A 12,610-nucleotide genomic window follows, 5' to 3' on the forward strand; every position below is an offset into this window, starting at 1 on the left:
CCCGGCGTCGGCGGACCCCGCTCGGCTCACTCCTCGCCCGCTCCGCCCGCCGCGTCCGGACGGTCGGTGCCCCCGCTCCCGGCTCGGGAGGGTTCGTCCATCCGGTAGCCGACGACCGCTGCGGCGAGGCTCGCGGCCGCCAACACGCCGAGCGCCGGGTCGAACGCCCCGGCGTAGTCGTACGCCGCCCCGACCGAGAACGGCCCGAGGAACCCGCCCACCTCGCCGACGGTGAATATCAGCCCGGTGGCCACCGCGGTCAGCCCCGGGCCGATCCCCGCCAACTCGATCGGGATCGCCCGCACGAGCGGCGACAGCCCGCCGATGGCGAACACGCCGACGAGCGCGAGCGAGGCGGACAGCGTCCACACCGACCCGGCGAACACCAGCCCCACGAGTCCGGCCGCGCCCGCGACGCCGCAGACCATGATCGGGTAGCGGCGCGTGCCGTACCGGTCGGAGAGTGCGGGAACGACCACGATGCCGACGACCCGGACGAGGACGAACGCGCTGGTCAGCGCGCCCGCAAGCGCCGCGGGCACCCCCCGCTCGTCGAGGATGGCGGGGAGCCAGTTCGACAGCCCGTGGCTGATGAACAACTGGGCCGTCCCGACCACCACCACGAGCAGCAGCCCGCGGTGGGTGACCACCTGACGGAGGTCGCTCCCCATCGACGCGAGCGTGAACGCCCGGCCGTCGTCGGTCTCCGAGAAGTGGTCGACCCGGCCCCAGAGTCGGCCCGAGACGACCAGCCAGACGAGCGCGAACGCCGCGACGAACCCGCCGGTGTAGCGGAAGAACTCCTGCCAGCCGGCGACCCGCGGGTCGACCAGCGGCCGTGCGACCGCGAACACCGTCGCGTTGCCGAGCGTCGCGCCGACGGTGTACACCGACGACATCGACCCGGCGCGCCCGGCGGGGAACAGCTCCGAGACCAGTTTCGGCAGCCCGAACGTGACCGCGGTGCCGCCGACGCCCAACAGGAGGGTGGCGGCAACGAGCGTCCCGAACCCCGTCGCGACGCCCCGGAGGACGTGCGCCACGCCGATCACGAACAGCCCCGCGCCGAGCGCGCGCCGCGACCCGAGCCGGTCGATGGCGAGCCCCGACACCAGCGCCAGCGGGACGTAACTCAACTGGACCGCGCCGGTGACGACGCCCGCCTGGGTCCCCGACAGCCCCAGCCCCTCCATCACCGGGACGAGGTACGCCGCCAACGAGAACCACGCGAACGTGTACAGGAAGTAGCCCGCGCTGGCGAGACCGAGCAGGACGTACGACCCGGCGGACACCTCGCGTTCCCGGTCCCGCTCGCGGGCGGCCTCCTCGGCCGCTCCGGTCACGCCAACCTCCCGTCGGGGCGGCCCGCTCGCTCGACTCTTCTGCCTCCGAACCCCGGCGGGGCGGAACCGAACCGGCCGACGGGCGGGGGGCGGGCGGGCGCGCGGTCGTCGCGCGTGCGGTGCACGCTCGGTGCCTCGGACGGGTGGGTGATAGGTGCTGAGGTCTCGGCGTTTACGACGGGCGTCGGCCGAGGGGGCCGCCCCCCGTCGACCCCCGGTCGAGAGCGGGGCGGGTCGACCGCCCTCGGACCGCCCCGTTACTCGGTCGTCCCGCCGGGCAGGTCGACCGTGATTGTGTGCTCGCCGGGACCGAACGTCTCGGTGGTCGCCCCCAGGAGTTCCTGTTCGTCGGCGGTGCTCGCGGAGAACTCCTCGCCGGGCATCGAGTAGGTGACCAGCGAGAGCGTCATCTCGTCGCAGTCGTCGGCGACGGTGAACGTGACGCTCGCGGTGCCGTCGTCGTGTTCGCGGATGTGGCCGTAGTCGAGACAGTCGCGGATCTCCGCGCTCGGCCACGCGGTGTCCTTCTCCGTGATACCCTCGTCGGCCGACCCGAACGCGAACCGCATCAGCCGGTCCTGCTCGGCGTACAGCCCATCTTCACCGAGTTCTTCGATCGGTTCGCCCGCGGCGAAGTCCACCTGATACCCGGTCGGGCCGAAGTCGACCCACTCGCGCGGGAGGCGACGCTTGCCGAGTTCCATCGGCGACGCGCCGTCGTCGCCCGCGCCGCCGAACGGCCGGAGACCGACGAGGAACGTCATCGGCTCGGGCTGGACCTGGTACTGCGGCAGCGGCGGCTGGGGCGTCCCGCCGACGCCCGTGACCGCGTGGTCGAGGTGGACCGTCGTGACGCCCTCCTTGGGTTCGAGTTCGGAGACGTGCTCCGCTTCGGCCAGGTTGTCGTAGCCGTTGAGGTTGACGTGGACGTCGGGGTGGCCGAACGACGCCAGCCCGACGCCGTCGTCGTTCGACAGCGCCGCCCACCGGGTGTCGGCCTTGTTGCCGTTGTCCGATGGCGGCTGGTAGGGGACGAACTGGTCGTCGACCGTCCCCTCGTAGACGCCGACTTCGGCGCCCCACTTCCGGTCGGGGTACGTCTCGTGTGGACCCCGACCGTACCACGAGAACTGCCCGAGACCGTCGGGTACGTCCATCGCGACGCCCACCCGCGGCAGCCAGTAGCTGATCGCGTCCACGAGCGACTCGGTCGGCTCGACGTCGACGCCGAGGAGGACGTCGCCGCTCCCGAACAGTTTGTAGCGGTACTCGGTCCGGAAGCCGGCGTCGCTCCCCGACCCGGTCACGAGACTCTCGACGGCGACGTGGACCACCGACTCGCCGGCGCGTTCCACCTCGAGTGACTCCACCTCGTGTTCGAGGTCGTCGAGACCGACGTCGTACCACTCGTTCGACTCCGCGGCGCCCCAGCTCTGGATCTCGTTTTGGATCGGCGGCCGGAAGAACTCCAGTTGCGGGCCGTCCGCGACGACTTCGGTCCCGCCGTACGTCGCCGACGAGAGCGTCCCGCGCTCGCGGTCGAACGCGTACTCGAACCCGTCGCCCGAGACGGCGACCGCGTCGCCGGCGTCGTCGACCGACAGCGCGGCCATTCCCTCGACCGACACCGTCGACGGCTCGGGCACCTCGAACGGCACCTCCATCTGCTCGAACGCGACCTGGTGGCCCGCGTCCGCCCACCGCGTGTCCTCGGTGGTGGTAAAGCGGAGCGTGAGCCAGTAGTCCACGCCGGGTTCCGGATCCGGCCGGTCGAACGGCACGGTGACCTCCGCGCTCTCGCCGGGCGCGATATCGGGCGAGAGCGACCCCGACTGGACCACCTCGTCGTCGGCGGCGAGTTCCCACGACCCGTCGAGCGCGTCGAGGTTCGCGAAGTCGAGGTGGTTCGTCACCGTGACCGTCCCCGCGACGAGGTCCGCGGGCACGACGCCGACCGGCTGGTGGCTCTTCTTCAACTCCTGGAGGCTGGGCTGGGGCGTCCGGTCCTCGAAGACGACGCCGTTGAGACAGAACGGGTTGCCGTCGTAGAAGCGTTCGACCGCCGGCTCCCCGTCGGATCCGGCGCGGTCGCGGTACACCGCCTGGTCGACCCAGTCCCAGACGAACCCGCCCTGGAACCGGTCGTACTCCTCGAACCGGCGGAACTCCTCGCGGGTGCCGTACTCGTCGAACTCGAGCCAGAGCACGGCGCCGTCGGACGGCGACGTCGCCTCGGCCGCGGATGCGACCTCCGACGCCGACAGCGCGCGGTCGTACACCCGGGCCTGACTCACCGTCGCGTCCGCGTAGCGGTTCGCCTCGGCGTTGTAGCCGACGGTGAGCGGGTAGCTGTACTCCTCCGGCTTGAGCGTCGTCGCGTCGTGAGCCGTCTCGCCGACGAGTTCGCCGTCGACGAACAGCCGCAGCGTCGAGTCGGTGGCGACGCCCGCCACGTCGTGATAGCCCTCCGACCAGCCGTCCGGTACGGGGACGTTGAGCGTCTGCCACGAGTTCTCGCGGTCGTAGACGAAGAACTGGAGTTGCGGCTCGGGGTCCCCGGGCACGATCTTGAGCGCGTACTGGCGGTCGCCGCGCGCGACGTACGGGTCGTCGTCGTCGGTCGCGGGGTCGGCGACGCGCGCCCACACGGTGAACCCGGGTTCGTCGAAGTCGAGGCTGTCGTTTCGTCCGACGTCGACGTAGCCGTCGTTGTCGAACGCGACCGCGCCGTCGTCCTCGTCGAGTATCTCGGGGTCGCCCACGACGGTCCCGTCGTTGCCCGCGGCCGACGCGTCGGCGAACACCGTCTCGGTCACCGTCCGGTGGTCGGGCTGGGCCCACTCCCAGAAGTCGTGGAACAGGCCGCCGCTGTTGCCCATCGCGTGGGCGTACTCGCCCATGATGATCGGCTCACCCTCGGGGTCGGCGTCGATGGCGGCGCGCATCGCGTCGGGCGCCGGGTAGCGCGGCCCGGCGATCGGCGAGTACTCCGCGGTGCCGCCGAACCCGCCGCCGAAGCCGTCGGCGTTGTCCTGGTGGTAGAGGAACCGGGTGGGGTCGACTCCCTTCCCCGCGTCGCCGTCGCCGTCCTCGTCCTCGCCGGTGACGTACTCCGCCATCTCGTAGTGGACGTCGTGGAGGCCCGCCTCGTTGCCCGTGCTCCACGTGAAGATGGACGGCCGGTTCTTCTCCGACTGGACCATCCGGCGGAACCGCTCGAACGCCTGGGCGTCCCACGCGTCGGTCTCGCCCAGCAGGTTCGTGTTCCAGTGGGTCTCGACGTTGATCTCGTCTTGGACGTAGAGGCCGTACTCGTCGGCGAGGTAGTACGTCGACGGGTCGTTGGGGTAGTGGGAACACCGGAACGAGTTGACGTTGTGCGACTTCATCAACTCGAAGTCCTCCATCACCGTCTCCAGCGGGACGTGCCGGCCGTGCTCGGGGTGGTGTTCGTGTTTGTTCACCCCCCGGATGTCAACCGGCTGGCCGTTGACCCGGAACTGGTCGTCGGCGATGGAGAACTCGCGGAAGCCCACGGGTTCGAACATCGCCTCGGCGGTCGACACCGACCCGCCGGTCCCGTTCTCGCCCGGCGCGAGGTGTTCGAGCACGAGCGTGTACAGCGTCGGCGTCTCCGCCGTCCACGTGTCGGGGTCCGATACCGGCGCGCTCGTCGAGAGCGTCGCGCCGTCCGGACCGACGGTCGCCGACGCCTCGAACGTGGTCACCTCGGCGCCGTCGTCGTCGAAGAGGTGACCCCGAACGGTGTGAGACCCCTGTGCCGACCCGGTGTAGTTGGCGAGTTCGGCGTCGACGCGGAGGGTGGCGTCCTCGTAGTCGTCGTCGAGGTCCGTCCGGACGAAGAAGTCGCGGAGGCGGACCTGCGGCGTCGAGTAGAGGTACACCGACCGGTAGATGCCCGAAAAGCGGAACATGTCCTGCGTCTCGAGCGCCTCGCCGTCGGAGAACCGGTACACCTGGACGGTGAGGCTGTGCTCGGAGCCGGCGGCGACGTAGTCGGTCAGGTCGAACTCCGCGGCCGTCATCGACCCCTGGTTGTAGCCGACGTACTCGCCGTCGACCCAGAGGAAGAACGCCTGCTTGACCCCTTCGAAGTTGACGAACGTCCGCCGGCCGTCCCAGTCGTCGGGCACCGAGAACGTCCGCCGGTACGTCCCGACCGGGTTGTAGTCGTCCGGGACCTGTGGGGGCGTGGTGTTCGTCGCCCGGTCGAGCCCCTCCCACGTCAACTGCGTGTTCCGGTAGACGTACTCGTCGTACCCCTCGGTCTGCCAGCAACTGGGGACGGTGATGGTGTCCCAGTCGGTCGAGGCGTACGAGTCGGGGACGGCCGCGGGGCGAGGGTGGAACGCGAACGCCCACTCGCCGTTCAGCGACCGAAAGCGGTCCGACTCGCCCAGCCGGCTTTCGAGCGCCGTAAACGGGGTGTTGGCCTCCCGGGCGGCCGTCACCGAGTCGAACGGGACCGCGGTGTGGACGCGCGGCGGCTCCTGGTTCTCCGCGAACGTCGTCGGCTCCTCGATGTAGGCGGCGAGGTTCGACACCGCGCCGGGGCCGTCAGAGGTGGTAGGCGCCGCGGCCGCCGGCCGGGAGGCTGACGCCGTCGTCACCCCCGCCAGCCCGCCGAACCCGGCCGCCTTGAGGAATCTGCGTCGGTTCGTCTCGATCGCTCGGTTCGTCCCGTCCGCCGAGTCGCGTTGGTTCCGTGTCACGGTTGGTCCGTGTGACGCGTTCACGCCACGCCGACACGTGCTCGCGGCGTGCACTTGAACGTACACGAAAGATGTGAGATATCCGGTACCGGTGGCTTGGAGAACGGGGTGTTCGGCGGCGCCGATCGACCGACTTAACGGTTGTGGATCCTCGGGGTGTCACCCGTCACCGTCGACGCCCGCGCGACTCGCGTCCGACCCGACTGCGACCGTCAGCTACGCCGTCGGACTTCAGGATTCGATCCCCGCCTCCGCGTAGCGCTTCCCGTCGACGAACTCCGGGATCACGTCCCGGCCGTAGCGCTCGACGTGGCGGGCCTCGTCGCCGGACATCAGGTAGACGTTGAACTGGTCGACCCCCTCCGCTTCGAGCGCGCGCAGTTTCTCGACGTGGTCGTCCGCGGTACCGACGACGCCGAACCGGTCGATGATCGACGGGGGGACCCACTCCAGGTGGTCGGCGTCCGCCTCGGCGTGTTCGGTGTAGTCGTACCCCTCGTCGGCGCCCTCGCCCTCCCGGCCCTCGATGTAGTCCGTGAGTTCGTCGGGGAGGTGGTCGCCCTCGTGGTGTTTGTCGACCAGGTCCGCGACGTGGTTGCCCACCATCGCGGGGAACCACCGCAGGTTCCGCCGCGCCTCGTCGACGTCGTCGCCCAGCCAGACGGGCGCACACGACATCACGGTGACCTCGTCGGGGTCGCGACCGTGTTTCTCCGCGCCCGCGCGCACCTGGTCGACGAACCAGCCCACGAGGTACGGGTCGGATATCTGGAGGACGACCCCGTCGGCCACCTTCCCCGCGATTTCGAGCATCTTCGGCCCGTAGGCGGCGACCCACGTGACCAACTCGGCGTCGGTCCACGTCAACTGCACCTCGTCGCCCGTCTCGGGGTGGTCGACCGGCTCCCCCCGGTGGAGGTGGCGGATGGCGTCCACCTCGGCTTCGAACTCGTGCCACGGCACCGGCCGCTTGCCGAGCATGCGGAGCGAACTGTCGCCGCGACCGATCGCCATCTCGGCGCGCCCGTCCGACTGCTGGTTGAGCGTCGCGTACGAACTCGCGGTCACGGAGACGTCTCGCACCTTGGGGTTGGTGACGAGCGTCCCCGTCTTCAGCGTCTCCGTCCGCTCTAACAGCTGCGCCATCTGGGGGTACGGGTCCTTCCAGAGGACGTGCGAGTCGTAGAACCACCCGTAGTCGAAGCCGGCGTCCTCCGCGAGCGTGCCGAGTGCGGCCGTCCGCTCGGGGGACATGTCTCCCTTGAACGTGATACCGAACTGCGTCAGCGCCATTCGACTGTACGAGCGCACGGTGAACGCATTAATCCTGTGGGTGCTGTCGAATACTGCTCGACGGGACCGACCGATCGACCGGAAGAGGTGGGACGAACCCGGCAGTCGGGTGGAAAACGCTCGCGCGTTCCCCTAACTATAAATACTCGTTCCCGTATCGATGACGTGCGATATGATCACACCCCAACGGTACGGCCGTCTCACCCCGGCTCGCGACGGCACGGAGGAGGCCCGTGGCTGACACCGACACCCCCGGAGCGGTCGAGGAGGGGAGCATGGTGACGTACGGTCTCGACGACAAGCCGCCGCTCGGCGAGTCGGTCCTGCTCGGCGTCCAACACTGGCTGACGATGGTCGGCTCCACCATCGCGATCCCGCTCGTGCTCACGGGCGCGCTGGGGTTCGACGCGGCCCAGACCGCCCAACTCGTCGGCACGTTCTTCGTCGTCTCGGGGGTCGCCACCGTCGCGCAGGCGACGGTCGGCAACCGCTACCCGATCGTCCAGGGGGGGACGTTCTCGATGCTCGGTCCCGCCCTCGCCATCATCAGCGTGCTCGCGGCGAGTAACGCCTCCCCGACGGTGATGATGCGTCAACTCCAGGGCGCGATCATCGTCGCGGGTCTCGCCGAGGTGGTGATCGGCTACCTCGGCGTCTTCGGTCGGCTCAAGAAGTACATGGGACCGATCGTCATCGCGGTGGTGATCGGCCTCATCGGGCTGGCGCTGATCAGCGTCGGCCAGATCACGTCCGCGACGCAGAACTGGTATCTCGCCGGGCTGACGCTCGCGCTCATCGTCCTGTTCTCGCAGTACCTCAACACCCACTCGCGGTGGCTGAAGCTGTTCCCGGTGCTGCTCGGTCTGGGGGCGGCGTACCTGATCGCCGTGCTGCTGTCGGTCGCAGGCGTGGCAAACATCGTTGACCTGAGTCCGGTCGCGTCCGCCCCGCTGATCCGGCCGATCGTCCCGTTCCAGTGGGGGATGCCGCTGTTCACCGGGTCGTTCATCGTGGGCATGATCGCGGGGATGCTCGCGTCGGCGATCGAGAGCTTCGGCGACTACCACTCCGTCGCCCGGATGGCCGGCGAGGGCGCGCCCAACGAGCGCCGGATCAACCACGGACTCGGCATGGAGGGGCTGGGTAACGTCTTCGCGGGGATCATGGGGACCGGCAACGGCTCCACCTCCTACACCGAGAACGTCGGCGCGATCGGTATCACGGGCGTCGCCTCCCGCTACGTGGTCCAGGTCGGCGGGGTCGTGATGGTGGTCGTCGGCTACGTCGGCTACTTCGGCGCGTTCGTCACCACCATCCCCAACCCGATCATCGGGGGGCTGTTCCTCGCCATGTTCGCCCAGATCGTCGGCGTCGGCCTCTCACAGCTCCAGCACGTCGACATGAACCAGAACCGCAACGTGTTCGTCGTCGGGTTCGGGCTGTTCGCCGGGCTCTCGATCCCCCAGTACGTCGCCAACGTCCAGGCCGCCGCCGACGTGAGCTTCCAGGCGGGGCTCGCGTCCGTCCCGGTGGTCGGGGCGGTACTCGGGATCCCCGAGGTGGCGAACGCGGTCCGGATCGTCCTCGGCACCGAGATAGCGGTCGGCGGCATCTCGGCGTTCGTCCTCGACAACACGATCCCCGGCACGCGCGAGGAGCGCGGCCTGACCGCGTGGGAGGAGATCACCGAGGACGACGACGCGTTCGTCCCGTTCCACGAGGAGTTCCTCTCCGACGGCCCGTCACGCGAGCGGCAGGTGGGGGACGACTGACCGTGTCTCACCCCAACGCACACGCCTCGGCGCGCGCCGCCGAGGACCGCGACGACGCTCCGGGGTCCGACCCCGCTCGCGGCTCCGCCCCGCGCGGCGACGAGGCTCACGGTGGCGGGACGGCCGAGTCGACCGACCGCGACCCGGCCGGGGCGGCCGATGGCGAGGTGGCGGTGCGACGGATGCCGCTCCGGGAGGGCGGCTGGGTCGGCTACGGCGACGACGCCGTCTACGTCGTCCGCGACGACGAGCCAGTCGAGGTCCGGACCGACGACGTGGTCCGCGTGTCGCTCCGGACCGTCGAGTGGGACCTGGCGGTGATGAGCCTGCTGCTCGTCGGCGTCGGCGGCTACGTCGCGGCGACGCGGAACCCGCTCGTCGGGGCGGCGTTCGCGCTCGTCGGGGTCGCCAGCCTCTATCGCACGTACGGCCACCGCCACCAGCTCCGCATCCACGTCGAGGGCGGGGCGAAACCCCTGACGCTCCACCCCGAACACCCCGCGGAGTGTCACGACACCCTCGCCGACCTGGCCGGTCTCCGGTCGGCCTGAGCGGCTACGGCCCGCGACCGGCTCCCCCCGTCGCCTCGGCCGTCGTCGGTCTCCCGACCGCGCCCGACCGCCGGCGTCGTCCGCCCGGCCGCTCTCCTCCCCGCCACCCCCGGCGACCGCGAGACGCGCGCGCGATCCGGTGGACAATTTTGATCGAGAGAGCGAGCGAAGTTTACAACGTTCTCTACCTCGACCGATCCGTACGTAGATATTCGACCGACGCCCGTATCGATCGGACGAATGAAGATATATCCGCTACCGAGCGGACGGGAGTCCAGATACGACTCCGTTACAGCGGTATTACTGTAATTCCTGGGCCGGACGGGCGGGCGGCAGGCGACGTGTGGACGCAACCTGGTATCCGGCGAGTAACTTCTACGTTCGTCCGGTCGGGCCGCTCGCGTCGGTCGGCGGCGCGGTCCGAACCCCGCCGGCGGTCCGGTTGGCGGCCGACGTCGGGGGAATGTTTATGTGACCGTCACCGTTCTCTCGAACGCATGTCTATCGAGGCAGACAGAGAGCGCTTCGTCGCCACGATGAGAGAGCAGGCGGAGATCGGCGGCACCGAGGACGGCGGTCTCCACCGGCTCACGCTCTCCGAGGAGGACGAACGGGTCCGCGACTGGTTCGCCGAACAGGCGGAGGCGGCGGGACTCGACGTGACCGTCGACGAGTTCGGCAACATGTTCGCCTACCGCGAGGGGACCGACCCCGACGCCGGCACCGTCCTCGTCGGGTCCCACCTCGACTCCCAGCCGTACGGCGGCATCTACGACGGCGCGATGGGCGTCGTCGCGGCGCTCGAACTCGTCCGGACGCTCGACGACGAGGGGATCGAGACCACCCACCCGATCGAGATCGTCAACTGGACCAACGAGGAGGGGTCGCGGTTCCAGCCCGCGATGCAGGGGTCGGGCGTCTGGGCGGGCGAACACGACGTCGACGAGGAGTACGCCAAGACCGACCCCGACGGCGCGACGTTCGAGGAGGAACTCGAACGGATCGGCTACAAGGGGGAGGTGGCGGCGGAACCCCAACGGGAGTACGACTCCTACCTCGAACTCCACATCGAACAGGGACCGTACCTGGAGGAGAGCGACGCGGACGTGGGCGTCGTCACGGGCATCGTCGGGTTCACGTGGGGGGCGATCACGTTCCACGGCGAGGCCGACCACTCGGGACCGACGCCGATGCAGTACCGGAGCGACGCCCTCGTCGCCGCCGCGGACGTGATCACCCAGATCCGGCGCATCCCGAGCGCGCTCGGCGAGCGCACGGTGGGGACGACGGGGTACATCGACGCCGAGCCCAACTCGATCAACATCATCCCCGAGGAGGTGACGTTCACGTGGGGCTTTCGCGACCCGACCGAGGAGGTGATAGCGGAGGCGCGCGCCCGGGTGCTCGCGGAGGCCGAGTACGCCGCCGACCGCGAGGGGGTCGACTGGGAGTACGAGGACCGCATGTGGGCCGACCCGGTGAACTTCGCCGACCGGTGTGTCGACGCCGTCGCGGACGCGACCGACGACCTGGGGTACGACAGCATGCGCATCTTCAGCGGCGCGGGCCACGACGCCCAGCACATGCACAAGCTGATGGACACCGCGATGGTGTTCTCCGTCTCCGAGGGGGGCAAGAGCCACAGCGAAGACGAGTACACCAGCTGGGACGACTGCTACACGGCGGCGAACACGCTCGTGAACGCGGCAGTCGACCTCGCGACGGAGTGAGCCATGGGGGCGAACTTCGACCGCGAGTTCACGCGCGCGGGCATCTGGAACTGGGAGAAACCCCGGATCGAAGACGAGATCCGGTACGCGCAGTACGCCGAGGAGGCGGGACTCGACTCGGTGTGGCAGGGTGAGTCGCGGCTGGTCCGCGACGCGATGACCGTCATGGGGGCGTACACGCAGGCGACCGACGAGATAGACATCGCGCCCGGCGTCACCAACTGCTACACGCGCAACGTCGCGCTGATGGCACAGACGTTCTCGACGCTGCACGAACTGTCGGGCGGGCGGACCAAACTCGGGATCGGCGCGTGGTGGGACCCGCTCGCCTCGAAGGTGGGGGTCGAACGCGAGCGTCCGCTCCGGCGGATGTGGGAGTACTGCACCGTCGTCAAGCGCCTGCTCGACCTGGAGACCGTGACGTACGACGGCGACACGCTCGGCGTCGACGGCATCGAACTCGACTTGGTGCGCTCGGAGGCCGGGCCGCGGGACGTCCCCATCTACGTCGGCGCGACGGGTGAGACGATGCACAAACTGACGGGCGAACTCGTCGGGACGGGCGTCGCGGGCGGCGTCTTCATGAACTACCTCATCCCCCCCGAACACAACCTGAAGGGGGTGGAGAAGCTCCGGGAGGGCGTCGAGAAGCAGGGCGGCGAACTGGCCGACGTCGACCGCCCCCAGTTGATCGCGGTGTCGATGGACGAGGACGCCGACAGGGCGATAGACGAGGCGCGCGGACTCGCCACCCAGTACATCGGCCAGCAGCCCCACATCACGAAGGCGTCGGGCATCGACGAGGAACGGGCCGCGCTCGTAAAGGAGGAACTCGGCGGCTGGCCCGCCACCGCCGCCGACATCGAACGCGCCTCCGAACACGTGAGCGACGACGTGGTGACCAACATCGTCGCCGCGGGCACCCCCGACGACGTGATCGACCGCGTCCGCGACTACTGCGAGGCTGGCTGTACCGAGCCGGTGGTCTACCCGCTGACCGACAACATGGAGGAAGTCATCGACGCGATGGCGGAGGCCAAAGCCGAGGGGTGACGGCCCCGTCGGGCCGACGCCGCCGACTCGCCCGTGACGCCTCGGACGACCAGCCCCGCCCGGGTAGCCTGCCGACCCGGTAGCCCGGCGCTCGGCGGCCGTGTCCGCCGGGTAACCTTTTTCATCCACCCCGCG

The 12,610-nt window shown here is 69.8% G+C and carries 7 protein-coding genes; 4 read left to right on the forward strand and 3 right to left on the reverse strand.

All coding sequences use genetic code 11. The features are described from left to right. Nucleotides 1-26: 26 nt before the first annotated feature. From K933_RS15800 to K933_RS15810, 3 genes are all read right to left on the reverse strand, one after another. Nucleotides 27-1,343 carry an MFS transporter gene (locus K933_RS15800; RefSeq protein WP_023395757.1) on the reverse strand — a complete coding sequence of 439 codons (1,317 nt, stop codon included), beginning with the start codon at nucleotides 1,341-1,343 and terminating at the stop codon, nucleotides 27-29. A gap of 257 nt (nucleotides 1,344-1,600) precedes the next feature. Beyond that, entirely contained in the window at nucleotides 1,601-6,076 is a 4,476-nt protein-coding gene (locus tag K933_RS15805; protein ID WP_023395758.1) for a glycoside hydrolase family 2 TIM barrel-domain containing protein, read from the reverse strand. Between the two features lie 231 nt (nucleotides 6,077-6,307). Further along, complete coding sequence (locus K933_RS15810) at nucleotides 6,308-7,369, reverse strand: TIGR03842 family LLM class F420-dependent oxidoreductase (protein ID WP_023395759.1); 1,062 nt, start codon at nucleotides 7,367-7,369, stop codon at nucleotides 6,308-6,310. 275 nt (nucleotides 7,370-7,644) lie between these two features. Here K933_RS15810 and K933_RS15815 point away from each other — a divergent pair, with 275 nt between their 5' ends. The 4 genes from K933_RS15815 to K933_RS15830 all read left to right on the forward strand — a co-directional run bounded on the left by K933_RS15815 (nucleotide 7,645) and on the right by K933_RS15830 (nucleotide 12,475). Next, nucleotides 7,645-9,141, forward strand: coding sequence for a uracil-xanthine permease family protein (locus tag K933_RS15815; RefSeq protein WP_049947964.1), 1,497 nt, complete (start codon nucleotides 7,645-7,647; stop codon nucleotides 9,139-9,141). A 2-nt stretch (nucleotides 9,142-9,143) separates the two neighbouring features. Beyond that, the gene (locus tag K933_RS15820) at nucleotides 9,144-9,692 is read left to right on the forward strand and encodes a hypothetical protein (protein WP_023395761.1); all 549 of its coding nucleotides are present in this window, start codon (nucleotides 9,144-9,146) and stop codon (nucleotides 9,690-9,692) included. 497 nt (nucleotides 9,693-10,189) lie between these two features. After that, nucleotides 10,190-11,422 (forward strand): Zn-dependent hydrolase, encoded by a 1,233-nt coding sequence (locus tag K933_RS15825; protein ID WP_023395762.1) that lies wholly within the window; start codon nucleotides 10,190-10,192, stop codon nucleotides 11,420-11,422. 3 nt (nucleotides 11,423-11,425) lie between these two features. Then, nucleotides 11,426-12,475 (forward strand): LLM class flavin-dependent oxidoreductase, encoded by a 1,050-nt coding sequence (locus K933_RS15830; protein ID WP_023395763.1) that lies wholly within the window; start codon nucleotides 11,426-11,428, stop codon nucleotides 12,473-12,475. The last annotated feature ends 135 nt before the right edge of the window (nucleotides 12,476-12,610 follow it).

It is taken from the genome of Candidatus Halobonum tyrrellensis G22, assembly GCF_000495475.1.
GTDB classification, from domain to species: Archaea; Halobacteriota; Halobacteria; order Halobacteriales; family Haloferacaceae; genus Halobonum; species Halobonum tyrrellense.